Annotated in this window: 16 protein-coding genes and 4 pseudogenes; 8 read left to right on the plus strand and 12 right to left on the minus strand. The window is 67.8% G+C overall.

Annotated elements, in window-relative coordinates; genetic code table 11:
- Window positions 1–4 precede the first annotated feature (4 nt).
- The 4 genes and pseudogenes from EET10_RS00685 to EET10_RS00700 all read right to left on the minus strand — a co-directional run bounded on the left by EET10_RS00685 (window position 5) and on the right by EET10_RS00700 (window position 3,882).
- Window positions 5–1,654: an AMP-binding protein gene (locus tag EET10_RS00685; RefSeq protein ID WP_167480242.1), complete on the minus strand. Its 1,650-nt coding sequence runs from the start codon at window positions 1,652–1,654 to the stop codon at window positions 5–7.
- Window positions 1,655–1,683: 29 nt separating this feature from the next.
- The gene (locus EET10_RS00690) at window positions 1,684–1,998 is read right to left on the minus strand and encodes an acyl carrier protein (RefSeq protein WP_036399786.1); all 315 of its coding nucleotides are present in this window, start codon (window positions 1,996–1,998) and stop codon (window positions 1,684–1,686) included.
- Window positions 1,999–2,013: 15 nt separating this feature from the next.
- Window positions 2,014–3,120, minus strand: a pseudogene (locus EET10_RS00695) (ABC transporter permease).
- 123 nt (window positions 3,121–3,243) lie between these two features.
- Window positions 3,244–3,882: a DUF5134 domain-containing protein gene (locus tag EET10_RS00700; RefSeq protein WP_036399305.1), complete on the minus strand. Its 639-nt coding sequence runs from the start codon at window positions 3,880–3,882 to the stop codon at window positions 3,244–3,246.
- Window positions 3,883–4,044: 162 nt separating this feature from the next.
- Here EET10_RS00700 and EET10_RS00705 point away from each other — a divergent pair, with 162 nt between their 5' ends.
- Entirely contained in the window at window positions 4,045–6,021 is a 1,977-nt protein-coding gene (locus EET10_RS00705) for a cytochrome c oxidase assembly protein (RefSeq protein ID WP_122501816.1), read from the plus strand.
- Between the two features lie 475 nt (window positions 6,022–6,496).
- On the opposite strand, the gene EET10_RS00710 is transcribed toward EET10_RS00705, so the two are convergent.
- Window positions 6,497–7,648, minus strand: coding sequence for a PPE family protein (locus EET10_RS00710; RefSeq protein WP_036399300.1), 1,152 nt, complete (start codon window positions 7,646–7,648; stop codon window positions 6,497–6,499).
- Window positions 7,649–7,678: 30 nt separating this feature from the next.
- Window positions 7,679–7,846, minus strand: a complete 168-nt coding sequence (locus tag EET10_RS29405; protein WP_167480110.1) for a hypothetical protein — start codon at window positions 7,844–7,846, stop codon at window positions 7,679–7,681.
- A gap of 491 nt (window positions 7,847–8,337) precedes the next feature.
- Here EET10_RS29405 and EET10_RS00715 point away from each other — a divergent pair, with 491 nt between their 5' ends.
- Together EET10_RS00715 and EET10_RS00720 are read left to right on the plus strand one after the other, a co-directional pair.
- Window positions 8,338–9,237, plus strand: coding sequence for a glycosyltransferase family 2 protein (locus EET10_RS00715; protein WP_051490257.1), 900 nt, complete (start codon window positions 8,338–8,340; stop codon window positions 9,235–9,237).
- 167 nt (window positions 9,238–9,404) lie between these two features.
- Window positions 9,405–9,686 (plus strand): annotated as a pseudogene (locus tag EET10_RS00720) (TetR/AcrR family transcriptional regulator); the annotation flags it as partial.
- Between the two features lie 21 nt (window positions 9,687–9,707).
- On the opposite strand, the gene EET10_RS00725 reads toward EET10_RS00720, so the two are convergent.
- From EET10_RS00725 to EET10_RS00740, 4 genes are all read right to left on the minus strand, one after another.
- Window positions 9,708–9,932 (minus strand): heavy-metal-associated domain-containing protein, encoded by a 225-nt coding sequence (locus EET10_RS00725; protein WP_036399771.1) that lies wholly within the window; start codon window positions 9,930–9,932, stop codon window positions 9,708–9,710.
- A complete protein-coding gene (locus tag EET10_RS00730) occupies window positions 9,932–12,178 on the minus strand; it encodes a heavy metal translocating P-type ATPase (protein ID WP_036399295.1) in 2,247 nt (748 codons plus the stop codon). Before EET10_RS00730 ends, EET10_RS00725 begins: the two co-directional genes overlap by 1 nt.
- 110 nt (window positions 12,179–12,288) lie before the next feature.
- Window positions 12,289–13,665 carry an adenylate/guanylate cyclase domain-containing protein gene (locus EET10_RS00735; protein WP_122501818.1) on the minus strand — a complete coding sequence of 459 codons (1,377 nt, stop codon included), beginning with the start codon at window positions 13,663–13,665 and terminating at the stop codon, window positions 12,289–12,291.
- Between the two features lie 2 nt (window positions 13,666–13,667).
- On the minus strand, window positions 13,668–14,273 hold the full coding sequence (locus tag EET10_RS00740; RefSeq protein WP_122501819.1) for a TetR/AcrR family transcriptional regulator: 606 nt from the start codon (window positions 14,271–14,273) through the stop codon (window positions 13,668–13,670).
- A 36-nt stretch (window positions 14,274–14,309) separates the two neighbouring features.
- Between EET10_RS00740 and EET10_RS00745 the strand changes: the two are divergent.
- From EET10_RS00745 to EET10_RS00755, 3 genes and pseudogenes are all read left to right on the plus strand, one after another.
- Window positions 14,310–14,930 (plus strand): annotated as a pseudogene (locus EET10_RS00745) (oxygenase MpaB family protein); the annotation flags it as partial.
- Window positions 14,931–15,030: 100 nt separating this feature from the next.
- A complete protein-coding gene (locus tag EET10_RS00750) occupies window positions 15,031–15,939 on the plus strand; it encodes an SDR family NAD(P)-dependent oxidoreductase (protein WP_063467306.1) in 909 nt (302 codons plus the stop codon).
- A gap of 2 nt (window positions 15,940–15,941) precedes the next feature.
- Window positions 15,942–17,528 carry an AMP-binding protein gene (locus EET10_RS00755; RefSeq protein ID WP_063467357.1) on the plus strand — a complete coding sequence of 529 codons (1,587 nt, stop codon included), beginning with the start codon at window positions 15,942–15,944 and terminating at the stop codon, window positions 17,526–17,528.
- Here EET10_RS00755 and EET10_RS00760 read toward each other — a convergent pair.
- Entirely contained in the window at window positions 17,519–22,348 is a 4,830-nt protein-coding gene (locus EET10_RS00760) for a cation-translocating P-type ATPase (RefSeq protein ID WP_099187890.1), read from the minus strand. The genes EET10_RS00755 and EET10_RS00760 overlap by 10 nt on opposite strands.
- A 271-nt stretch (window positions 22,349–22,619) precedes the next feature.
- Here EET10_RS00760 and EET10_RS00765 point away from each other — a divergent pair.
- A pseudogene (locus tag EET10_RS00765) lies at window positions 22,620–22,944 on the plus strand (DUF899 family protein); the annotation flags it as partial.
- Between the two features lie 61 nt (window positions 22,945–23,005).
- Here the strand turns inward: EET10_RS00765 and EET10_RS00770 are convergent.
- Window positions 23,006–23,239, minus strand: coding sequence for a hypothetical protein (locus EET10_RS00770; RefSeq protein WP_063470774.1), 234 nt, complete (start codon window positions 23,237–23,239; stop codon window positions 23,006–23,008).
- 264 nt (window positions 23,240–23,503) lie between these two features.
- Here EET10_RS00770 and EET10_RS00775 point away from each other — a divergent pair, with 264 nt between their 5' ends.
- The gene (locus tag EET10_RS00775; RefSeq protein ID WP_122501820.1) at window positions 23,504–25,183 is read left to right on the plus strand and encodes a PE family protein; all 1,680 of its coding nucleotides are present in this window, start codon (window positions 23,504–23,506) and stop codon (window positions 25,181–25,183) included.
- The last annotated feature ends 18 nt before the right edge of the window (window positions 25,184–25,201 follow it).

Below are 25,201 nucleotides of genomic sequence, written 5' to 3' on the forward strand. Positions count from 1 at the left end.
CGCGTCAGGTTGCCGCGGCGTGCAGTTGGCGGTCCAGATATCGCTGACGGGCCTTGAGCCGCTGCAGTTTCCCGCTCGTGGTGCGGGCAATCTCCGCGGTGGGAACCAGCACGATGTCGTCGAGGGAGAATCCGAATGCGGTTCGTATCGCCGTCGCGACGTCGGCGCGGATTCGATGATGGTCGGTTTGCGCGGCATTCGTGCCTATTACGGCGATGACGGATTCTCTGCCGCGTCGTGCATCTGGCACCGAGAAGACGATTGTGCGTCCGGGGCCGATGTCGGGCATGCTGTCGATTGCCCGCTCGACGTCGTAGGGCGGGAAGTTGCGGCCACGGACGATCAGCATCTCCTTGCTGCGGCCCACCACGAAAAGCTCTCCCTCGGAGACGAATCCGCGGTCTCCGGTGTCGTGCCAGCCGCCGGGCGGGCAGGTGACCGAGCCGTCGCCATTGCGATAGCCGAGCATGATCGACGGACCGCTCACCTGGATCTGGCCCTCGGTGCCTGCCGGCAGCTCGACTCCGTCGGAGTCGACGATACGAATCCGCAAGCCGTCCACCGGCTTACCACACGAGACAACCGGTACCTGGGATAGTCGCGATTCCCATACCCGGACGCGCCCGAAATCCGTTGCAGCCGTGGCCGCGGGTCGCAGCGCCAATGTCGTGGCCAGCACCGACTCAGCCATGCCGTAGCACGGAACCAAGGCATCGCGGCGCAATCCGAGTCGTGCGAAGGTGTCGGTGAAGTAGCGCACCGTGGAGTGGGCGATCGGCTCGGCACCGACGTACGCGTACGCCAGTGCGGACAGATCGATTTCCATTGTTCCGCTGGCGCGCTGGAAAGCGTCGGCGGTGGCCCGGTATGCGAATGGCGGACCCGCGGTATGTGTCGAACCATGATGCGTCATGTGCCGAACCCACGACAGCGGGTCGCGCAGGAATGCCAGTGGCGTCATGATGCCCACCCGCAATCCGTAGAGCAGCCCGCCGAGCACCTGAATGAAGCCCATATCGTGATACATCGGCAACCAGCTGAAGGCCCGGTCGTGGCCCCGCGCAATGGCTGTCGCGTAACCGATGGCGCCGACGTTGTGCGCGACATTGCCGTGCGTCAGCAGCACCGCCTTGGGAGCGGAAGTCGAACCGGACGTCAGCTGGACATGATGGAGGTCGCTGGGCTCGGGTGGGCGGCCGGCCGGCCAGGAAAGCGGTTGGGCGTCTTGGAGTTCGTCGTAACCAAGCACGGGCGCATGCGGTATCGCGACCGTAACCCGCGGTTGAGCTACTACCAGCTTGGGATCGACGACACGGATCGCGGCACGCAGGTGCTGGACACCCGCCGACTGCTCGTGTGCCGGCGTCGGTGGCGGTGCGACAGCGCAGGGCAGCGCGCCGATCAGCAGGGCCGCCAGCAGCGTCGCCAGGTACTGCTCGGTATTGGCCGACACCATCACGATCCGGTCGCCACGGCCCAGCCCGTTGGCGGCGAGTGCGCCCGCATGGACCAGCACCTGGTGCACCAGGGCGTGCCCGGGGAGCGTCGCGAGATGCTCGCGGGTACCGTAGAAATCGACCTGCTGCAGGTCCTGCTGCAGCAGCCGAGTGTAATCTATTGCGCCACTTGACATTGCCGGTGCATTCGCCCGCACGTGCGCGAGCACCCGGGGCGAGAAAACGCTCACGCGCCGGCCAGCCGGCCGGCCTTGTCGGTCAGCCGTCGGCGCACATAGTCTGCGACATCGGCAACGGTTTCGAACGAGAAAGCCGACTCTTCGTCAATGAACACCGCGAACCTGTCCTCGAGCTCGGTCATCAATGACATCAGTACGACAGAGTCGATGGGCAAGCTGAGTAGCGGTGTTTCGGAGTCGAGCCGGTCGAAGTCAACCTGCGCGAGATCCTCGGGCGCCGAGACCTTCTCGAGGGCGTTGCGGAATGCGTCGACGACCTCGCCTGCCTCGGGAAGTATCAGCGCGGAGCGGTTTTCGGTCATGATCCTCACTTCGGGTCAGCGTCTGAAGGCGGTGACGGGATCGATCCGCACGACGCGGCGCACCGGGATCAGTGATCCGAGGAGGGCCATGACGGCGGTGGCGCCGGCCATCGCGGCCAGCATGGTGGGGGTGATCTCGACGGTGACATCGCCCAAACGGTCGGCGATCAGGAACTGCGCGCCGTAGGCGACGGCGGCGCCGGCCAGATAGCCCAGCCCGGCGATCAGAGCGGCCTAGGCAAGCACGCTGCGGCACAACTGGATTGGGCGCACCCCCAGTGCGCGCAGCACCCCGAAGTCGCGCAGCTGCTCGTTGGTGACCGCCAGCACCGTCAAACCCACCAGCGCGACACCCACCAACACCGCGATCGCGATCATCGTCTGCAACGGCCGCCCGATCATCGAAACGACGATGTCGCGGCTCTTGTCGGCAAAGGTTGCAGCGGGTAACGCATCCATGCCCGCCATGTCGCGGTGGATCGCGGCGGTGAGCTGCGCCGCGGTGTAGCCCTCCCGCGGCCGGACCAGGAAATAGGACACCCGATTTCCGGCCCGCAGCAGTCGCGCAGCATCCGGCAGCGAGACGAACGCGTAGTAGTTCGTCACCGCCGCGGTCTGGTTGGACAGCCCGACAACCGTGAAATCTTCGTCGACGATTCGCACCTTGTCGCCGAGGCGGATTCCGTTCTTGCTGGCCAGCACCCGGTCCAGCACCACCTCACCCGAGCGGGCGACGTTGCGGCCCTGCGCCAGCGACCACGGGCCACCTACGCCGGTCCGGGTGTCGTAACCCACGACGAAGTACGCAGTCTGGGTGCCATTGTGGACGAAGTCGGACGGTTGGCCCAGGATCGGATCGGCCGACTGGACACCAGGAACCGTCGGCAGCCGGTCTCTGCCGTCGGCGGGCAACCACGACACCGCTTTGAACATCTGCGACACCCCGGGCTGTACCACCCACACGGCTCCCCTGGAGTGGTCGATGTAGGTGGCGACCTGATTGGTGGTGCCCACGAAGATACCCGAGATCACCAACACCAACAGGACCGCGATCCCCACACCCAAAACCGAGAACACCAACCGGGCACGTTCGGCGACGAGATTCTTGACGGCGACGATCACCCAGCTACAAGCCCTTGATCACACGCGAACCTGGTAACCCAAACCACAAAGGAGGTAGTCGCCGGCGAGCGGTAAGAAGTTCCATGGGAGTTGTCCGACTCGTCACGATGGCTGGTGTACTCCTCAACTACCAAAGAGCAGGGCGGCGAAAACGATAGCCATTGCCAGTGCCATCGATATCCGGCCGGTGTGCGCCAGGACGTCGCGATGGCAGCCGGCCGCACCGCGCCGCCATCCGGCCATGGAGAGGAAGGCCCACACGATCGCCGCGGCCGTGAAGACCAAGAACCATAACCAGTTGATGGAGGCCACCCATCCCGGCTGGGTGCTGTCCGCCGGCATGGGCATCGCCGACATCTCCATGCCCGGCATCGAGACGGCCGTCGATGCCGGGTGGGGGGTGACCGGGTTGCCGGGCAGCAGATGACCGTTCATCACGACGTACATCCATGTCATGGCGAGCATCATCAATGCGTGGTAGCTGCCTGCCGTCCACTGGGCGATCGTCTTGGCCGAGACGACGGTCAGTGCGATAAACCACCCGGCCGCCAGCAGAAAGAAGGCCGCGGGTCCCGTCGTCGGCGCATGGCTGCCCCAGGGCCAAATCATCACCACCATCGCAATCGCCATCACCAGATGCAGCCCATTGCTGACGAGGTAGACCCACCGGCGCCGCTGGCCGATCGCGGCGACGACGTAGCTGGCGCCGCTCAGCACGAAAAGTCCGGTTACTAGCCAACGAAGCAGCAGTTCATCGACCATGTGGAGCTCGATCGCCGGGATTCGGGGAGGTCATGACGTCACTTTCAGGATCGGTATCGACGGCCTCCGAAGAATATGCGGTCCGCGGCCGGTAGGTGGGGCCGGTGAATCCAAGATTGGGCAACGAGCGTCCGGTGCAACGCCGGGTCGTAAGCTCGTGGGGTGCAGACCGACGCGACCGCTGACCGTTCGCCGTCGGCGGCGCCGGCCTCGCGGTCCACCTCATGGGCATTGGCCAGGCTGCTTCTTGGTCTGCTCGGTATCTCGGTGGTGTTGGCTGGCTACGGGCTGGCGTCGGGAGCGCGCCGCTATGCCACGGCGGGTAACCCGTATCCCGGTGGGTTCCTTTGCGTAGCGGAGCCGCTCGGATTCTTTCTGGCGTCGTTGGCGACCGCAGTGTGCCTGGGTGCACTGGTGTACGTCGTCATCGCGTCGCGCCCGGAGCACGACGGGTTGATCGATGCGGCGGCATTCCGGATTCACCTTGTGGCAGAGCGTGTTTCCGTTGCCTGGCTGGGGCTTGCAGTGGTGATGGTGGTCATTCAGGCCGCCCACGATGCCGGTGTGGCGCCATCGCAGCTGCTGGGCGGTGGAGCGCTGCTCGATGCCATCGGCGCCTCCGAGGTCGCGCGGGGATGGATCGTGGCGGCGATCGGCGCGCTGGTGGTCGCCGTCACGCTGCGCCTCACCACTCGATGGGTCAGCCATTTCGTGTTGCTCATCCCTACCGTGGTCGCCGCGGTTGCGACGGCGGTCACCGGTAACGCGGGGCAGGGGCCGGACCATGACTACACGACCAGCGCCGCGATTGTCTTCACGCTGGCCCTTGCCGCGCTGACCGGACTGAAGACGGCCACGGCGGTGGCCACCGCGCCGCCGGCTCGGGCTGTGCAGGTAATGCAGGTGGCCTGCGGAGCGTTGACGCTGTCCTACGGAGCGGTGCTGCTGTATCTGCTGATCCCGGGTTGGTCGTTCGACTCGGACTTTGCTCGCCTCGGCCTTGCGGCGGGTCTGGTAGTAGCGCTGGTGTGGTTATCGGACTGTTGGGGCTTGTTCGTCCGGCCTGCGGGATCGGGCGGTGCCCGCATCGCCGGGGCCGTGGCCGTGATGGCCGTGATGGCCGCGGTGACCGCGATGGCGATTCAGACCGCGCCCAGGTATGTCACACACCAGTTCTCGGCGTGGGACGTCTTTCTCGGGTACGAACTGCCACAGCCGCCGAACGTCGCCAGGCTGCTCACCGAGTGGCGATTCGACAGCCTGGTCGGGACTCTTGGCGTGGTGCTCGCCGTCGGGTATGTGGTCGCTTTCGTGCGCCTGCGCACCAACGGCAATGCCTGGCCCGTCGGCAGATTGATCGCATGGTTGACCGGTTGTGTTGTCCTGGTTTTCACCAGCAGCTCGGGCATGCGCGCCTACGGGTCGGCGATGTTCAGCGTCCACATGGCAGAGCACATGACGCTGAACATGTTCGTCCCGGTGCTGCTGGTGTTGGGCGGCCCGGTCACCCTGGCGCTGCGGGTACTGCCCGCCGCCGGTGACGGACAGCCGCCAGGCCCACGCGAGTGGCTGACCTGGCTGCTGCATTCGCGGGTGACGGCATTCCTGTCGCATCCGATTACCGCGTTCATCCTCTTTGTGGCCTCGCCCTACATCGTTTATTTCACACCGCTGTTCGACATCCTGGTGCGCTACCACTGGGGTCACGAGTTCATGGCCGTGCACTTCCTGATCGTCGGGTACCTCTTCTACTGGGCGATCATCGGTATCGACCCGGGACCGCGCCGACTTCCCTACCCGGGTCGGATCGGTTTGCTGTTCGCGGTCATGCCATTTCACGCCTTCTTCGGCATCGCGTTGATGACCATGGCATCGGCGATAGGCAGCACGTTTTACCAGTCGGTCAGTCTGCCCTGGTTGCCGAGTATTGTCGCCGATCAACATCTTGGCGGCGGAATCGCCTGGGGTGCAACGGAACTGCCCATTATCATAGTGATCGTGGCGCTGGTGGCGCAGTGGGCGCGCCAGGACCGGCGTGTCGCCGCCCGTGAGGACCGGCATGCGGACAGCAACTACGCCGATGACGACCTGGATGCCTACAACGCGATGCTTCGCGAACTGTCCCGGATGCGCCGATGAGTGAGCTCCCGGAGCCCGGACCTCGGTAGTCGTATTCGGAATGCGAGGTCTCGGACCGGCCGCACCGTGATCTGTTCGGTGATCGGATACCTCCAGCCTGGATTCTTCGGGGTGCCGATGTCGAGTGTGCCGTGACGGCTTTGAGCGCGCGCGTAGGGCGGAGATTTCGCGATCGGGCCGCCCTGACGGCACAGTCGACGCCGTGAGCTCACGCTCAGCGCCCTGACGGCACAGTCGACGCCGTGAGCTCACGCTCAGCGCCCTGAGGGCACAGTCGACGCCGTGAGCTCACGCTCAGCGCCCTGAGGGCACGGTCGACGTTGTCACCCACGATCAATGCCACGACCACAGCGCACCCCACCGCGCGGCCAACCGCACCAGTCCGGCGCAAACCCCCGATCGACAACGCAAGGGACGTAGGCACGTTGATGCCAATTCGACGCTGGTCGCACGCCACGGGATTGCGGTCGTGGCATTAGCCCGCCGCCGGGATCCGCGGCATGACATAGGCGCGCGGCGGGATCCGCAACGCGCTGTTGACACCGCTGCCACCGCCGGAGGGTGTCGGCCCGAGCGGTAGCCCGCCCAGCATGTGTCCGGGCGCGCTTTGCGCAGCGCTGCCCAGGCTGGTAGCCGGCGACGCCCGAACCGCCGGGTTGATCGCGTGATTGGCCGCGGCCCAGCTTTGCGGTACCGACAGCGAGCCCACCGAAGCCGCCTGGCCCAACCCGGCCGCTAACCCCGAACCACCCAGTCCCCCGGAAGCCGACCCCAGCGCCGTCGTCCCGCCCGCGATCGCCTTGGCCGCGGCGCCGGCAGCCTCGCTGACCGCGGCCGGCACCGCCCTGGACATCGCGGCCCCCATCTGGGTCATCGCAAGTGTGTTGTTGGTCACCGAAACACAGTTCTGACCTATTGACACGATGTCTCTGAAGGTGCCCAGGTGCGGCAAGATCTCTCTCCACAGTTCCACCAGCCAGTTCCACGGTGCCGGCTCGCTGAGCATTCGTAGCGCCCGGGGCACCTCGGACATCAGCTGCCTGATGGCGGCGGCCTCGACTTCCCCGACCAGTGCGAGCTGCCTGGTCAGCCCATCAGTGCGGGTGGTTTCCGGGGCCTCCTCGAACGGCGTCAACGTCGATGCGGTGGCCGAGGCAGCCGCGTAGCCATACATTGCAGCGGCGTCCCGGGCCCACATCTCCGCGTACTCCGCTTCGGTCGCCGCGATCGCCGCGGCGTTTTGCCCGAAGATATCGGTGGCGACCAGTGTCGTGAGCAGGGCCCGGTTCGCCGCGATAACCGGTGGCGGCACCGTCATCGAGAACACCGCATTGAACGCGGTCACCGCCGCCATGGCCTGGATGCCGGCCTGCTCGGCCCGGGTCGCGGTGGCGTTCATCCACGCGACATACGGCGCTGCTGCAGCCGCCATCAACACCGACGCCGGACCCAGCCAGGAACCCACCGTCAGCCCCGAGATCGCCGACTGGTATGAGGCGGCCAGCGAGTACAGATCGGCGGACAGACACTCCCACGCCGCCGCCGCGGCCAGCAGCGAGCCCGCACCCGGGCCGGCGTAAATTCTGGCGGAGTTGATCTCTGGTGGCAGTGCTCCGAAATCCATCATGTGTTTGCCCTCGTGCTAGCTGGAACTGACTCAGCCGGCTGTCATCGCCTCGACAGCCGCAGCGGCGGCGTACGAACCGGAGCCGGTCCCGAAGGCGGCCAAAGCGCTGACCGCCTGATATGGCGCCGCGCCGGGCTCACCGCGTGCAAGGGTTCTCGTCGATGTCGGCAGCATCGCCGGTTGCGCCGCAACGAACATCCGCTTCCTCCCGAGTTCAGCGAAGCCCGAGCAGTCGCACGGGTGATCAAAGCTGTTGCCAATCAAGCGGTCTGAAAGCCCGCGGGTCCTCCGCCGCGGGCTGCGTTGGCGTGACGGAGCACTGCCGATAACCGCTGCGACGGTGCCGCGACCGACGCGTTCACGCCGATCCCGCCCACGGTTATCAAGTGATAATCTAAGTTATCGCCCGATACCCGCCGCGTCAAGGGCTGACGGTCGCCGGATGTTGGCATCCGTGCGCCTTCGGTCGGCGTTCGGGCGCCTGGTACTGCCGTCCAGGGGTCGCTGCGGCCGGCTCGTGAATAGGGCCTCGACGTGGGTTATCATATGATAACATGAAGTTCGTGCCATGCAGTTTTCGATCGATAACCGGCCTGGGCTCGACGACATCTTTGAGATTCGTTGCACCGCTGATGCTCTTGGCATCAGACCGGTTCGGCGCGACATTGTGATCTAGCGAGGTCCTGGCCATGTCTCAGCAGCCGTCCGTCGCAATCGTTGTCCCCGCGCATAATGAAGAACGCTTCATCGGCAAATGTCTTGACGCCTGCCTCGCCCAGACGTCGGCACCGGACGAGATAATCGTTGTCAATAACAAGTCGAGTGACAACACCGTATCGATCGTGCGTCGGTATCAAGAGGAGAACCCCCATATCGCCATACGGCTGCTCAACCAAAATGAGCATTTGGGTATCGCGCCGACGCGCAACCGTGGGTTCGACCATGCTCGCAGTCAGATCATCGGCCGAATTGATGCCGATTCCATCGTTGACACGGACTGGGTCGAGACGATTCGCCGGTGCTTTCAAGGCTCCGCCATTGACGCGGCCACCGGCCCGGTCCACTACTACGACATTCCGCTGCGAGGGTCGATATTCAGGATCGACCACATGGTCCGCCGCAATCTGCATCGCAGGGCAACCGATCAACGGTTCCTATTGGGCGCCAACATGGCAATCCGGAACTCGGCGTGGCAAGCGGTGCGTCATCTCACGCAGTTGGATCTGGCAGACCGGCTGCACGAAGACATCGATCTTGCGCTGACGCTGTTCAAAAATAATTTCGAGATCGCATACGAATCCACGATGGTTGTGGGCGCGTCCGGCCGCCGGGTGGAATGCTCACCGCTCGACTTTTTTCGATATGCCACGCGTTATACCAGGACGACAAAGGCGCACGGCGTCAAGAGTCGTTCGGCGCGCATAACGATTGCCGTTCTCATGCTGGGATATTTCCCGGTCCGAACACTGCGGTTCTTTTATGACGCCGAGAACAACCGGTTCACGTTGTCAAGGCTGCGCGGTCGCTTCGCCGTCGGCGTTGGGCTGCGCACTCGGCGGCCTTCGGCGGCAGTCGGTTGGCACGCATGACGAGATGAGGGGCGATGGCACCGCCTGGTGCCGTGGTTTAGTAGCTGCGCATGAACGCAGGTATGTGGGCTCCCACCGTGCCGCTCGAGGTTCCGGACGTTGGCCGACGACCAGTCGCCGGTCAACGAGAGGCCCGAACGGGGGGCCGGCCCGCGCTGTTCGGGGCATCCGAACAGGCGCTGGTTTCGAAGATCGAGCCGGCGATCGTGGATCTCATCCGGGCGGGACAGGGCGAAGGCGATGTGCGCGAACTGAATCCGGTTTCGGCGGCCAGGCTGATCGAGGCGATGTTCGACGCGGTGACGTTCCCGGATCTCGCGGTCGATCCCGTTGAAATCGTGGAGTTCACGTTGGTCGCGTTGCTCTCCGATCCCGCTCGATTACCCGAAATCCGTTCCGCCGCTGATGCTTTGGAGATCAGCGCGGAACCCGCACATCCTCTTCGCTGAGCGCGGCTGCGGTGGCCAGCGCTACCCCTGGCCGACGACGGAAAAGTCGCCACTTCCCGACAGCGCCGCCTGCACCTGCTCGCGGGTGAGTTCCACATCGGCCGAAATCCGCACTGTCGACGGGCCGTCGGCATCCAGATCGACGGCGACGGAGTTGACGCGCTGCAGGGCCGTCAGTGCGTTGGTGACGGTTTCGACGCACCCCGCACAGCGCAGTCCGTCGACGGAGAAGGTCTGTTCGGCCATCATTGACTCCCAAAGTTACGTAGCCGCAGGCTGTTCGACACCACGAAGAACGACGAGAACGCCATGGCGGCACCGGCGATCAGCGGGTTGAGCAGGCCGGCGGCGGCGATCGGGATCGCGGCAACGTTGTAGCCGAACGCCCAGATCATGTTCATCCGGATGGTCCGCAAGGTGGCGCGCGCCAGATCCAGTGCCTGCGGGACGATGTGCAGGTCGTCGCGAACCAGGATGATGTCGGCCGCACCGATCGCGACGTCAGTGCCACGCCCGATCGCCAGCCCCAGGTCGGCACCTGCCAGGGCCGGACCATCGTTGATACCGTCGCCGACCATGGCGACGGTATGTCCCTGGTCGCGGAGGCGTTGGATCACGCTGACTTTGCCTTCGGGCAGCACGTCGGCGATGGCGGTGTCGATGCCGACCCGGGAAGCTACCGCGTCGGCCACGGCCTGATTGTCGCCGGTGAGCAGCATGGTCTGCAGCCCACGGCTGCGCAGCGCCCGGATCGCGTCGGCCGCCGTCTCCTTGACGGTGTCGGCAATCGTGACGGCGGCGCAGGCCACGCCGTCCACCGACACGAAAACTATTGTCTCGCCGCGTGACTCGCCTTCGCGACGGGCACCGTCCAGCGCGGCGTCGGACGGTGTGTCGCGGGTGATCCAGGAGGGTTTGCCGACTTCGACGTGGTGGCCGTCGACAATTCCCGACACGCCGCATCCGGCAACTGCGGCGAACTCGGCGACTGGAGCCGGGGCCGGCGACGCCGCGACGATAGCGGTCGCCACTGCATGCTCGGAAGCCGCTTCCACGGCGGCGGCGAGCGCCAGCACCTCCGCGGAATCGCGCCCGCCGGCCGTCGTGACCGTGCTCACCCGCAACTGGCCGACGGTCAAGGTGCCGGTCTTGTCGAACACCACGGTGTCGATGCCGTGGATGGTTTCCAGCGCCCGGTAGCCCTTGATGAAAATTCCCAACTGCGCACCCCGCCCGGAGGCCACCATCATCGCCGTCGGGGTGGCCAGCCCGAGCGCACACGGGCAGGCGATCACCAGGACCCCGAGCGTCACCGAGAATGCCCGGTCCGCACCGGCGCCGCTGAGGAGCCAGCACCCACCGGCCACTACCGCGATCGCAAAGACGACCGGCACGAACACCGCGGAGATCCGGTCGGCCAGGCGCTGGGCGCCGGCCTTCTGCGCCTGTGCCTCCTCGACGAGGCGAACCATCGCGGCGAACTGGGTGTCGGCGCCCACGGCGGTGGCCTCGATGACCAGGCGGCCGTCCAGCACGACGGTGCCGCCCAGGACCGGGGAGTCCGGAGCCGCCCGCACCGGCTTGGCCTCGCCGGTCATCGCGCTCATGTCGATTGCCGCGGTGCCGTCGACGACGACTCCGTCGGCGGCAATGGTTTCGCCGGGACGGGTCACGAACCGCTGCTGCTTTTTGAGTTCGCCGGCCGGGATCACCAGTTCCGCCCCGTTGGGCAGCAGCACGGTCACATTCTTGGCGCCCAGCGCGGCCAGCGCGCGCAACGCGCTGCCGGCCTTGGATTTGGCGCGGGCCTCGAAGTACCGGCCGGCCAGGACGAAGACCGTGACGCCGGCGGCGACCTCGAGATAGATGGAGTCGCTGTTGAGGATCGCCTGCCAGATGCCGCTGCTCTCCCGCGGTTGCCTGTCGACGAAGACGGTCGACAGTGACCAGGCGGTGGCCGCCGTGATGCCCACCGAGATGAGCGTTTCCATCGACGCGGTCCGGTGCCGGGCGTTTCGCAGGGCCACCGAGTGGAAGGGCCAGGCCGCCCACGTCACGATCGGGGCGGCCAGGACGGTCAAGACATATCCCCAGCCGGGGAATCTGGTGTGGGGGACGAGCGCGAACATGGTCGACAGATCGGCCAGCGGTACGAAAAGCACCGCCGCGACCAGGAGCCGCCACCGGAGGTTGCGTGCGTGCTCGGCGTCGGGATCCCGTTCGTCAGCGGCCGACTCCGTATGCGGAGCCGCGTGGTATCCGGCGCTCTCCACCACCGCGCACAGCTCATCGGCCGCCAGGCCGACGGCGTCGATCGTCGCGACGCGGGTGGCGAAGTTGACCGATGCCCGCACCCCGGGAACCTTGTTCAGCTTGGTTTCGACCCGGCTCGCGCAGGCGGCGCAGGACATCCCGGCGATATCGAGCTGGATGTATGTCGGCGACGGCCGCACGGCGCCGAGGTCGAAGTCCCCCACAACCGGAGCCGCCACGGCCCTCCTCAGATCGGCTCGAATCGGCTTGGATTGGCTCGAATCGGCTCGGATTGGCGTTAGTGCCCTTGTCAGCCTACAAGTCGGAAACGGGCGGCAATCGGTTCCCGTCACCGGTCGCTGAACAGTGCGTAAAGCCGCCACCGGCCCGGCACACCCTTGAGTTCGTGTTCACCACGCTCGGCGAAGCTGTGTTTGGAGCCGGTGACGATGTCGCGCACCGTCGAGGACACCAGCACCTCCCCGGGTTGGGCGAGCGCCATGACACGCGCGGCGATGTGCACGGCCATGCCCGCGACGTCGCCGTGGTCGCCCTTGAGAGCGCTGCGCACCTCGACTTCACCGGCGTGGATGCCGACTCTGATCTGGATGCCGAGCACCCGGACCGCGTCGACAACGGCGGCCGCGCAGGCGATCGCGGCGCTGGGGCTGCTGAACGTCGCAACGAACCCGTCGCCGGCGGTGTTCACCTCCTGCCCGCCGAATCGCTGGATGTCGTGACGGACCAGGGCGTCGTGGTTGTCGAGCAGGTCGCGCCACCGGTCGTCACCGAGGGTGGCCGCGCGTTGGGTCGAGCCGACGATGTCGGTGAACATGATCGTGGTGAGCACCCGCTCGGTGAGCGAGCCGCGCACCCCGGTGATGAACTCCTCGACCTCGTCGAGCAGCGCCGCGGTGTCGCCGACCCAGTACAGCGAATCGGCGCCGGGTAGCTCGATGAAGCGGGATCCGGCGACGTGGGCGGCGAGGTAACGGCCATGTTCGACCGGAACGTATTTCGAGCGCCCACGGTGCAGGATCAGTGTCGGTGCGGTGATGTGTTGCAGGCAGTCGCGCGCATCGGAATCTCGCACGGCATTGTTGAAGGCGCGAGCCGCGCTGGGCGATGCAGCCCGGTTGCCGGCGAGATCCCACCAGGAGCGGAAAGCGTCGTCCCGGGCCACGCTGGGGGCCAGGATGCGCAGCACGTCAAAACCCTGCTCGACGGCATCCGGTTCGATCGCGACGGTGAGGAACGGGTCGGCCGTCTTCGGGTCGATTCCGATCTCATAGTCTGGTGCCCGCATCGTGCGTGCTGAGCCGTCGACGATCACCAGGCTCTGCACCCGTTCGGGATAACGGGCGGCGAGAACCAGCGCCGTGGTCGCGGTGAAGCCGGACGTGAAGACCGTGGCCCGCTCGCATCCCGCCGCATCCATGACCGCGACCGCGTCCTCGGCCCAGAACTTGGGACCGAGCAGCTGCGCCGACGGAACCCGAGACGACAAGCCGACCCCGCGATGGTCGAACCGGATCACCCGGCTGAACGAGGCCAGCCGCCGGTGAAAGCGGTACATCGACGGCTCGGTGTCGATCGTGTCGACCGGAATGGTCGGCCCCGGCACGACGAGCAGGTCAACCGGACCGTCGCCGAGCACCTGGTAGGCGATGTCCAGGTCGCCGCACCTGGCGTAGCGGGTCCTGGGAGTCGAGGGTAGCTGTGACACGGCTACCCGCTGACGATCGGGACGAGATAGCGGGCAGCGTAGTCGCGGACGGCCGCATCGTCGGAGGTGTCGAGGCGATCGGTGGGGAACATGATGATGCCGACGGCCACGCGCAGCAGGATGTCGGCGACGTTGGCAAGGTCGGCGTCGGGGAGGTCGGCACCGCAGCGCCGCAGGGTGCGCGCGATCCCGTCGGCGAATTGGCCGATCGGGAAGACGTGTGATCTGGAGAACATGCCGAACAGCTCGGGTTCGCTTTCGGCGATGCGCGAATACAGCGGCGAGTCTTCGATGAGCCGTACCCCGAGGGCGAACGCCTCGACCACGGCCTGTTGCGGATCAAGGCCGTCGGTGGCTTTGTCGAGGGTGGTGAAGAACAGTTCGGCTTCCCGGCGCACGACGCGTTCGAAGAGTTCGTCCTTGGTGGGAAAGCGCCGATAGATGGTGCTGCGGCTCACTCCGGCGCGCGTCGCGACGTCTTCGATATTGGCGCGGCGCAGGCCGTAGGTCTCGAACACGGTGCGGGCGGTGTCCAGAATGGTTCGGTCCAGGCCGGTGATCGGCTCGGCCTGGTCGGTGCTGGTTTCGGCGCCCATTCTGGACAGCATGATAGTTCCGCGGGGCAGCCGCGATTGTCGTCACGGCGTGACTTCCACAAGTCGATCAAAGGCACCGTCAGCGACGGCTCGAGGTATCACGCGCTTAACCCGGAGTTGTTCTACTGGGCCCATGCCACCTTCGTCGACCAGATCCTCTACACGGCGGACATGTTCATCCGGCGGCTGTCGCGCGCGGAGAAGGAGCAGATTTTCGAGGAAAGCAAGACCTGGTACCGCCTTTACGGCGTCAGCGATCGCGGCCAGCCGCAGACCTACGACGAGTTCTGCACCTACTGGAAGGGCATGCTCGAGCGGTTCGTCCCGCACCAGACGGTCCGGTACGGCACCGGTTACCTCCGCAAAGGGGTACCGGGTCCACGCAAGGTTCCCCGCCCGATCTGGAAGGTCCTGTCGGCGCCACTGAACGCCTACGCCCGGCTGGTCATCGTGGGGACGTTGCCGTCGCACATGCGCGATGTCTGCGACCTGGACTGGGATGCCAGGAAGGAGAAGCGATTTCAGCGGTTCGCGGCGGTGGTCCGGGCGGTGAATCCGCTGATCAACCGGCTACCGCTGAGGTTGGTCTACGCGCCGTGGGCAGCCGAGGCCTGGGCCCGTTGCGGCGTCGACCCGCGCAAGCTGCACAACCGCCGCAGATCGAGGTAGAACCCCGTAGACGGGAGCCACTTGCACCGCGATGGCGGCCGTGAGCCAAGATTGCCAAGATAGGCAAGATAGTGAAAACGCAATCAGGGGATCCGGTCCAATGAATCTGGCAGCACGGACGGTGGCCAACTCCTTTGAAAAGGCGGTAGCACAAGCCGGCACCAGACTGGCCAACCCGGCGCGCCTATCGGATCCCGACAAACTGCGCGGCGCGGTATCCGGCAAGACCGTGTTGGTGACCGGCGCGTCCTACGGTATCGGCGAGGCGACCGCCCGCAAACTGGCCGCGGCCGGAGCGACGGTGCTGATCGTGGCCCGATCGGCCGACCGGCTCGACGATGTTGCGGCTGCCATTAACGCCGGCGGCGGTGCAGCCGTCGCCTATCCGGCCGATCTCACCGACGAGGCCGCCGTCAGCGTCCTGACCAAGCACATCAACGAGAACCACGGTCCGCTGGACATCGTGGTGAGCAACGCGGGCAAGTCGCTGCGCCGGTCGCTGCACGACCAGTACGACCGGCCGCACGACTTCCAGCGCACCATCGACATCAATTACCTGGGGCCGATCTGGCTGTTGCTGGGACTGCTGCCGGCGATGCGGGAGGCCGGCCGCGGGCACATCGTCAACGTCTCCAGCGTCGGGGTGCGCGTGGTGCCCGGCCCGCAATGGGGCGCCTACCAGGCATCCAAGGGAGCCTTCGACCGCTGGCTGCGCAGCGTTTCACCGGAGTTGCACGTCGACGGTGTGGAGGTGACGACGGTGTACTTTGCGCTGGTGCGGACCCGGATGATCGAGCCCACACCCCTCCTGGGGCGACTTCCCGGCCTGTATCCCGATGAGGCCGCCGACGCCATCGCCAAAGCGATCATCGAGCGGCCCCGAACCAACGAACCACCCTGGCTCTGGCCCGCCGAAATTGCCTCGGTGCTGCTGGCCGGACCGGCCGAACGCGCCGCGGGGTTGTGGCACCGCCGGTTCTTCGCCGGCTCGGCCCGGACGGAAGGGTGACGATGGTCAGCAGCGTGGTCAGCACGGCGGCTCGGGCGGTGCTGTTCTCCGGACTGCTCAGCCCGCCTGCCCCGGTCGCGCTGTTGCGCCTGGCCCGGGAGCTGTATCGGGGCGGCATGAATCTGTACACCCTGCTCGCGGTTGCCGCGGCGCGATGGCCGGACCGGACCGCGATCATCGACGATGACGGCGCGCTGAGTTACCGCGAACTGCAGTCGATGACCGAATCGATTGCCCACGAGCTCTCGAATGCCGGCGCCGGGGCGGGGCAGCCAGTGGGCGTGATGTGCCGCAACGGCCGCAATTTCGTCACGTCGGTGTTTGCCGCGAGCCTGGTGGGCGCCGACGTGGTGTTGGTGAACACCGAATTCCGCAGCACTGCGCTGGCGGCCGCGCTGAATTCCCACCAAATCCGAATAATCCTGTGCGACAAGGAATTCGTCGACCAAATCGCCGAAACCGGGGAGTCGCCAACGGTAATCGATCCGCAGACGGTCACCACCATGGGCGGTGGTGCGCGGCCCGAGGTTGTGACGTCGGGTCGGATCATCCTGTTGACCTCGGGTACGACCGGCGTGCCCAAGGGGGTGCCGCGCACCCCTAAGGTGAGCCCGGGCGTGGGCGTCGGGGTGACAATTCTCGAGCGCACCCGCCTGCGCGTCGGCTCGCGAATGGCCTTGGCCACGCCGATGTTTCACGGGCTGGGCTTCGGCATGCTCACGCTGACCATCGGCCTCGGCGGCACTGTGCTGACCCGGCGACGCTTCGATGCCGAAGCCGCGCTTGCGCAAGCGTCGCTGCATCGGGCCGACGCGCTGAGCGCGGTCCCGGTCATGCTGGCCCGCATCCTGGATCTGCCCCAGCGGGTGCGGGCGCGAAACCCGGTTCCGTGCCTGCGGGTGGTGATCTCCAGCGGGGACCGACTTGATCCGGGCCTGGCGCGACGGTTCATGGACACCTACGGTGACGTCCTGTACAACCTTTACGGCTCCACCGAGGTCGGCATCGGATCCTTGGCCACACCGGCTGAGTTGCGGGCCGCCCCGGAAACGGTGGGCAGGCCCGTCGCGGGTTGCCCGGTCCGCATCTTCGATCGAAGCGGGCGCCCGGTCGGGCCCCGGGTCACCGGACGCATCTTCGTCGGCGGTGAACTGAAATCCGACGGCTATACCGGCGGAGGCGGCAAAGTCGTCATCGACGGCATGGCCAGCACCGGCGACATGGGCTACCTCGACGAGTCGGGCCGGCTGTACATCGTCGGGCGGGAAGACGACATGATCGTCTCAGGTGGCGAGAACGTCTATCCGCGTGCCCTGGAAAACGCTCTCGCCCAACACCCCGACATCGCCGAGAACGCGGTCATCGGTGTTCCCGACGAACGGTTCGGTAATCGGTTGGCCGCGTTCATTGTTACCCGGCCGGACCGCGACATCGACCCGGAGGAGATACGGGAGTACGTGAAGGGCAAGGTTTCTCGATTCGAGCAGCCCCGAGACATTCACGTCGTCAACCGCATCCCGCGCAATACGACCGGCAAGGTGCTGCGCAAGGAGCTGATGACCCTCGCCGGCCCCGAATCTCACTCCTGATCGTCGTCTTGCGCGACGCCGATGGTGTTGGCCAACCACTTCGGCGCGAGCACCGAGACCACAGTGGCTCCGGCGGTGGCGCCGAACACACCCGTCCAGGCAACCGGCCCCAGCGGTGTGCATCCGAAAAAGTGGCTGACAACTGGGGTTTGGATGATGCCCACCAGGACGGCCGCGCTGCCCAGCGCGGTCGCCACTACCAGGGGGCTGTGCCGCCGGGTCAGTAGGGTCTGTGCCAATTGGGTGGTCACCAGCGCGGTCAATCCCATTGTCGAGGTACGGCGTTCGGTTCCCGGTGTCCAGCGGCCGATGGCCCAGGCCGCCGTCGCGCCGGCGGCCGTGACCGCGCCGCGGGTGACTATCTGGCGCATCAGTGGCGCGTCCAGGGAGGGTGTCGGGCCGGTCAGCACCGCCCGCCGGTGGGCGCGACGGGCCTCTTCGGCCTCTTCTTCGGACTCGTATTCGGCCTCGTCGGGTGCGGCATATTGCGACGTGACGGCCACGGCGAGGGCCGGGAACATGTCGGTGAGCAGATTGACCAGCAGCAGCTGGCGGGTCCCCACCGGCGCGCGGCCGGCCCCGAACGCGGTCCCGATGATCGTGAACAGCACCTCGCCCACGTTGCCGCCGACCAGGATGGTGACCGCGTCGCGCACACCCGCCCACATGCTGCGGCCCTCGACGAGCGCGTCGAGCAGCGCGCTGAGATCGTCGTCGGTCAAGACGATGTCGGCCGCACCGCGGGCGGCCGACGAGCCCCGGCCGCTCACCCCGATCCCGACGTCGGCCATCCGGATGGCGGCGGCATCGTTGGCGCCGTCGCCGACCATCGCGGTCACTCGCCCGCAGCGTTGCAGGGCCGCCACGATCTGCACCTTTTGCTCCGGGCTGACCCGGGCGAATACCGGTACGTCGGCGGCGATCTTGGCGCAGCCGTCTTCGTCGAGGTTGGCGAGTTCGGCTCCGGTCACCACCCGTACGTCCGCCGGCAGGCCCAGCTGGCGGGCGATTGCCCGCGCGGTGACCGGATGGTCGCCAGTGATCAGCACCACGTGGCGCTCGGCGTCCAGCAGCGCCTCGATCAACGGCCGCGCCGACGGGCGCGCGGTGTCGGCGAGGCCGACATAGCCCAGCAGTTCCAGATCGTGGGCGGCGGCGTCGACGGCGTCGGCATCGGTGTCGTCGTCGTCGTCGGTGTCGTGCTCCCAGGGACGCCGGGCGACTGCGAGCACCCGCAAGCCTTGCTCGGCGAGGCTGTGCACCAGCGACTCGGCATGCTCGAGGTCGGCGTCCGGGTCGGCGAACCGGCAGCGCGGCAAAATCGTCTCCGGGGCGCCCTTGAGCATGAGCACTGGCTGGGCGTCGTCAGCTGTCCTGCCGATGGCGGCCGCGTAGCCGCGACTGGATTCGAACGGTACCTCGGCCACCAAAGTCCATTCCGAATCACCATGGCCGTCGAGGGAATTCGCCGCAACCAGGATCGCCTCGTCGGTGGCGTGGGCGTGTCCTTGCCCGTCGTGGGGCTGGGTGGAGGCGCGCGCGGCGGCCCGCAGCACCGCCGCCGAGCGCGGGTCGTCGGTGTCTGGGAACGACTGTTGCGGCGTGGCCGAACCCGCAATGGCGCACACCACCCGCAGCCGGTTCTCGGTCAAGGTGCCGGTCTTGTCGAAGCAGATGGTGTCGACTCGGCCCAGCGCTTCGATGGTGCGGGGGGCGCGCACCAGCGCGCCGCGCGCGGTCAGCCGCTGCGCGGCGGCCAGCTGCGACAAGGTGGCGACCAACGGCAGGCCCTCGGGCACGGCAGCCACCGCGATCGCGACGCCGTCGGCGACCGCCTGACGCAGTGAAGCTCGCCGCAGCAGCGCCAAGCCGGTGACCGCGGCGCCGCCGGCGAGCGTCAGCGGCAGGACCTTGCTGGTGAGCTCCCGCAGCCGGGCCTGCACTCCGGCCGAGGTTTCGACGTCGGCGACCGCCGAGATGGCCCGGTGCGCCGCGGTACCGACGCCGGTGGCCACGACGATGGCCCGGGCGCGCCCGGCCACGATGGTGCTGCCCTCGAACAGCATGCTGGCCCGGTCGTCGTCGTTGACGGCGACGGGATCCACCTGCTTACCCACCGGCAACGACTCACCGGTGAGCAGCGATTCGTCGACCTCGAGGTCCTCGGCCACCAAGACCCGGGCGTCCGCCGGTACCACCTCCGGTGCGGCCAGGTCGATGACGTCGCCGGTGCGCAGCGATTTCGCCGACACCGTGACCGTCCGGGTCGCGGTGCGGGCCGCCTCCAGCCGGCGCCGGGTCGTCGCGACCGCCGGGACGACCACGCGGCGTACCAACTGGTCCTGCTCGGCGAACAGCTCGGCGGCCGCGGCCTCGGCCCGTAGCCGTTGCGCCCCACCGGTGATCGCGTTGATCGTCATCACGCCCGCGACCAGCAGCGCATCGACGTTGCTGCCGACGATCGCCGAGGCCGCCGCGCCGACGGCCAGGATCGGAGTCAACGGATCGGCGAGCTCGTGCCGGGTAGCGGCCGCCAGCTTCACCAGGTTCCTCGCCGGTTTGCGCAGCGGCGTCAGCACCGGGGTGTAGGAGAGGTCGTCCAGCCGCCGCCGCCATTCCGGGGTTCCAGGCTCGTCCACCAACGGCCGGGATCCGCCAGCCAGGCGTGAATAGACGATCTCGGGGTCCAGGGCGTGCCAGGCGGTCAACGGTTGCGGGGTCGGATCGGGCAGCCGCAGCACCCTGCCGGCCGAGAACGCGCCCGACACCAAAGCGGTTGCGGCAGCGGCATTGACGGGGTTGAACCAGCGGCGCAAGGAGAGCGGATTGGTGGTGGTCCGCCGCGAATCGCCGGTGACCAGCAGCAGGCCGGCCAGGGTGGTGCCGCCCTGAGCGAGGCGCACCGCGGATTCGCTGGCCGACCGCGCCACGGGCAGCGCCGACAGGATTCGCACCGCCGCGGCGAGATCGGTGCCGGTGATGATGTCTGCCGTCCACGGTGTGGCCGCGCGGGGATCATCGAGGGCCACCCCGACGTCGGCGATGGCCAGCGCGGCCAACGTATCGGTGGAGGCGAAGTCCCGGTGCAAGGCGGTGATCAGCAGCACCGGGCCGCGATCTGTCCGCAGTTCGCGCACCAACCTCAGCAGCGGCGTACCGGGCGGATGCGTCGCGCCGACGCTGGCGGCCAGATCTTCGGTGCCGGCGACATGGCGCAAGACCACCCGTGCTCCGGTTCGGTGCGCGGTCTGCAGCAACGCGATCGCGTAGGGGTCGACCTCCCATCCGACGTCGACGCTGCCCACGGACTCGCCGTCGACAATCAGGTCGGCACGTTCCAGGCCCTGTGCCGGAGCCGCCGACGGCCCTTGCGCCCGAACCCATTTCAACCGTGCGCCGACCGCGGGCAATTCGTCGGGGTCGGGCTCGGGTGCCTCCTCGCCGTGCAGCAGCGCGTCGGCAACCTCGTAGACGCGGTCGTCATCCCAGCCGGGCTCGTCGCCGCGCGCCCGCAAGACGGCACGGTGATCACCGCGCAGCGCGGCGCCGTCGATGACAACCACTTTCACCCGATCGAGCCGGCGCAGCGCGCCTGGGTCGAGGATCAGTTGCCCGGAGTTGGCCAGGCCGCGACCCAGGATCGCGGCGAACGCCTGCCGACCCAGGTGGGCCGCCTTCGGCACTCCCGCCAGGATGGCCTCGCCGGCCTCGGCGGGTCCGCCGCCGGCCAGTAGCGCGCCCACCGCGGCTACCGCCGAGCCGTTGGCGGCTTGGTCCACGTAGGTTTCGACCGGCCCGGCCATCGAGCCTTTGGCGGTGTCGATCGCGGCATCGATCGCCCCGTCGACAACGATGTGCGAGGCGTCGCCGGCGGCCGTGGCCGCCCAGTTGTGCCGGGGCGCGTGCGAATCGTGACCTGCCGACGAGATGACCGGGACCACCGGTGCCTGGGGCCGGCCGGGTGAGGCGAGCTCGGGTTCGCGGGCCCGCCATCGTTGCCGATGCGCTGCCGCCTCGGACAGCTGCAGGCCGCGCTGGGCGAGGTTGAGTAGCGGAGTTCCGACCGATTGGCTCAACCCGGACGCCACGGCTGTCGAGGCGCTCAGCGCAAGGTCGGTGCCGACCCTGCCCAGCCGCGACTCCAGCACCGCCACCACGCGAGGTTGGTTGTTCATCAGCGCGGCCGCCGCGCGCGCACTTCGCGGCGCCACGGGCAGACGGGTGAACCAGCCGGTCACCGACGCCCCGAGGGCTACCACGTCCATCGCCGCCGCGGTCAACGGCACCAGAATGGCCAGCGGGTTGCCCGGGTCGGCGAAGGGCGCGGTCCGCGGTGCCGACACCGTGGAGGTGAGGTCCGCAGCGACGGCGCACACCGTTTCGCGCACCTCGTGCACGACGGCGTCGCTGTCGGCGTCGGCCGCGACTTCGAGCACCAAACGTCCCAATGCGCCTTCCACATGGGCCTCGGCGACTCCCGGAATCCGGCGAACCGGCTCCTCGAGCACCGCCGCATGCTCGTGCCATCGGGGAAACGGCAGCAATGGATCGAGGTCCAGGTGTACTCGCCGCCCGCTGTGCCAACGCATCGGCGGCGCGAGGCGTCCGGCCCGTTCGGTAGCGGAATTCGTCATGCCGAGCGCATGCCCGGTCGACTGAGCCGCCGCCTCCACCACCGGAACGATCAGCTCCAGCACCGGGCTGGCCAGCATCTCCACCGCGCCGGCCGCGCTGGCCACACCACTCACCCCGGCCCGCAAGGCCTGGGCGGCCCCTCCGGTGATCCCGCCGACGACGTCGGCCACACCCGGAACCTTCATCCGTCACCTCTCAGTGCTAACCGCGGGCCTACCGCGGCCTACCGCGCCCTAATACTCGCGGCGCGTCGACGACCTGTCCACACGGCGTGCGGTAGACCCCGCTACCGAGTTGACGGCAAACCGAATGAGCTAAACAGACTCGGATCGAGAAAGGCGGTCATCGCGGCGATTCCGGTGGCACCCCAGGGTCAGGATATGCACGGAATGAGCCCGTAGCACGTTATCGTGGCCGCGGCCCTGCAGGGCAGGCAAGCACGCATTCGTTGTGGCCGACTTCGGCGTCGACCAATGGCATGGCACCGACGCCGTCATTCATGACGGCAACCGGGTGTTCCGCACCTACTTCATCAACAACCACGGCGACCTTCATCAACAACCACGGCGACGAGGCGCTGGGCACTACGGGGAGCTTCCTCGACATGACGGCGCTCGGGCGTCAGGAGGAGTGGGAGGACTCCCCGGCGGGCTACCCGCAGTCCGCCCCGTATGAGTGGTGGAACTGGCATGACGAATACGGCCGGGCCGAGCCGTCGCGCTGCTTCGGTGAGCCGGACCGCGACGATCCCAACGACATAAGGCCGCCGCGCAATAGCTGAGTCAGCCGGTAGCCGCCGAAAGGGCCACGCGGGTCGGATATTCAGGCGACGAAATTCGCCTCTACAGAATGCGGTGGTTCGCCCGGCCAACGTGATAGCCGGTGGGGAAGGACTTCTCGATGACCTGCAGTCGATGGTCGACCCTGGACTCGAGTTCGAGAACCACGCAGCCATCACCGACGGCCTTGGATTCGAGAACTATGTACCTTTGACCCCCACCGTTGATATCGGTGATCGGGTCACCAGAGTGCAAATTTTCGACGGCCACCAATTCAGGGGTTCCGTGTGACTCCACGCAACACACAGTAAGCCAATTCAGTGCACCAGGGAACACCCGCAGTGGTCGCGCGGCGTCGAGGCCTGGCCGGCTGCCGGGTCGGCGTCAGGTCTTGAACTCGGGGGTTGCGGTTCACCGCGGGATCACGGGAATGGCTGGCGGCCTGGGCGTGCAGCCGCATAGCCCGGTGCAGGTTCATTCCTGCCCCGGGCGCCACCGGGCCCCGTTACGCTGAACTCCTGCCCGACCTTCTCGGCGCTGCCTCGATCGGAGATAGTAGCGATGGCCTATGTGATCGCGTCGCCGGCAATGGTTGCGGCAGCCGCGACGGACCTCGCGGGCATTCGCGCCGCGATCAGCTCGGCCAACGCTGCCGCCGCACTCCCGACCACGGGGGTGTTGGCCGCCGGTGCCGACGAGGTGTCGGCAGTCATCGCCGCGCTGTTCGACGCGCACGCGCGGGCATATCAGGCGTTGAGTGCCCAGGCGGTCGCTTTCCACGACCAATTCGTTCGGGCGCTCGGCGCGGGTGCGGCCTCCTACGCGGGCGCCGAGGCAGCCAACGCGTCGCCGCTTCAGGCTTTGCAGACCGTGGAGCAGAACGTGCTCAATGCGGTCAATGCGCCCGCGCAGGCCATGCTGGGCCGCCCGCTGATCGGCAATGGCACCAACGGGCTGCCCAACACCGGGCAGGACGGTGGGCCGGGTGGCCTGCTCTACGGCAACGGCGGCAACGGCGGCTCCGGCGGACCGGGTCAGCGTGGCGGCAACGGCGGTTCGGCCGGGCTGATCGGCAACGGCGGAGCCGGCGGGGCCGGCGGCCCGGGCACACCCACCGCGGTGGTCGGTAAAGCGGGCGGTGCGGGTGGTGCCGGAGGACTGCTGTTCGGCAGCGGTGGCGCCGGGGGGCCGGGCGGCGTGGGAGCGCTGGCCTTGGGTGCCGATGGTGGGCCCGGCGGGGCCGGCGGCAACGCCATCGGCCTGTTCGGCAACGGCGGCGCCGGGGGCGTGGGCGGGGTCAGTGGACCGGGCGCCGGCGGCGGCAACGGGGGACCGGGCGGTAACGGCGGCCATGCCGGGTTTTTCGGCGGCGGCGGGCACGGTGGGGATGGCGGTATCGGCGCCGACAACGGCGGGCTTGCCGGTAACGGTGGCACGCCCGGGCTGCTGGGTAACGGCGGCGACGGTGGGACCGGCGGCCTCGGCAGCACCGGCAATGGCGGCGGCGGCGGTAATGGCGCGATGGGCGGGCTGATCGGCAACGGCGGTACTGGCGGGAACGGCGGCATCGGCCGTGTTGACGGTGGGTTCGCCGGTAAGGGGGGCAACGGTGGGCTGCTGGGTCACGGCGGCGACGGCGGTGCCGGCGGCCTGGGCAGCACCGGCGATGGCGGCCGCGGGGGCGGTGGCGGACTAGGCGGGCTGCTGGGCGACGGCGGGGCCGGCGGGGACGGCGGAATCGGCGGGGTCAACGGTGGACTTGCCGGCAACGGGGGCAGCGCCGGATTGTTCGGCAGCGGCGGCCGCGGTGGCAACGGACAACTCGGGGAGAGCGCAAACTCCTCGGGAGGCGGTGCCGGTGGTAACGGCGGCACCCTGATGGGCAACGGCGGCGCCGGTGGCAACGGTGGGACAGGTTTCCCCGGGGGTAATGGCGGTAAGGGCGGCAACGCGGGGATCTTCGGTTGGGGAGGGGCCGGTGGGACCGGAGGGGTGGGCATCGCCGGTGTCGCCGGAGGCAACGGGGGCGACGGTGGAATGGGCGGGTTCATCGGCGACGGCGGGGCCGGTGGCGGCGCTGGCACGAGCCTGGGCGTGGCCGCCGCCGGCGGCAACGGCGGTAATGCACGGCTGATCGGCAACGGCGGCGACGGCGGTTCCGGCCAGTTCGGCGGGCTCGGCGGCACCGGTGGCACCGGCGGTGTGATATTCGGCTTTGCCGGCGCTGCGGGGCCGAGTTAGGCGTGCCGGCGAGCCGCT

This window comes from Mycobacterium pseudokansasii (assembly GCF_900566075.1).
GTDB classification, from domain to species: Bacteria; Actinomycetota; Actinomycetes; order Mycobacteriales; family Mycobacteriaceae; genus Mycobacterium; species Mycobacterium pseudokansasii.

Coding starts and splice junctions, on each gene's coding strand:
- EET10_RS00690 (WP_036399786.1), bottom strand. CDS start 1,998: ATGACCGAAAACCGCTCCGCGCTGATACTTCCCGAGGCAGGCGAGGTC.
- EET10_RS00700 (WP_036399305.1), bottom strand. CDS start 3,882: ATGGTCGATGAACTGCTGCTTCGTTGGCTAGTAACCGGACTTTTCGTG.
- EET10_RS00710 (WP_036399300.1), bottom strand. CDS start 7,648: ATGATGGATTTCGGAGCACTGCCACCAGAGATCAACTCCGCCAGAATT.
- EET10_RS29405 (WP_167480110.1), bottom strand. CDS start 7,846: ATGTTCGTTGCGGCGCAACCGGCGATGCTGCCGACATCGACGAGAACC.
- EET10_RS00715 (WP_051490257.1), top strand. CDS start 8,338: ATGTCTCAGCAGCCGTCCGTCGCAATCGTTGTCCCCGCGCATAATGAA.
- EET10_RS00725 (WP_036399771.1), bottom strand. CDS start 9,932: ATGGCCGAACAGACCTTCTCCGTCGACGGACTGCGCTGTGCGGGGTGC.
- EET10_RS00740 (WP_122501819.1), bottom strand. CDS start 14,273: ATGCTGTCCAGAATGGGCGCCGAAACCAGCACCGACCAGGCCGAGCCG.
- EET10_RS00750 (WP_063467306.1), top strand. CDS start 15,031: ATGAATCTGGCAGCACGGACGGTGGCCAACTCCTTTGAAAAGGCGGTA.
- EET10_RS00755 (WP_063467357.1), top strand. CDS start 15,942: ATGGTCAGCAGCGTGGTCAGCACGGCGGCTCGGGCGGTGCTGTTCTCC.
- EET10_RS00760 (WP_099187890.1), bottom strand. CDS start 22,348: ATGAAGGTTCCGGGTGTGGCCGACGTCGTCGGCGGGATCACCGGAGGG.
- EET10_RS00775 (WP_122501820.1), top strand. CDS start 23,504: ATGGCCTATGTGATCGCGTCGCCGGCAATGGTTGCGGCAGCCGCGACG.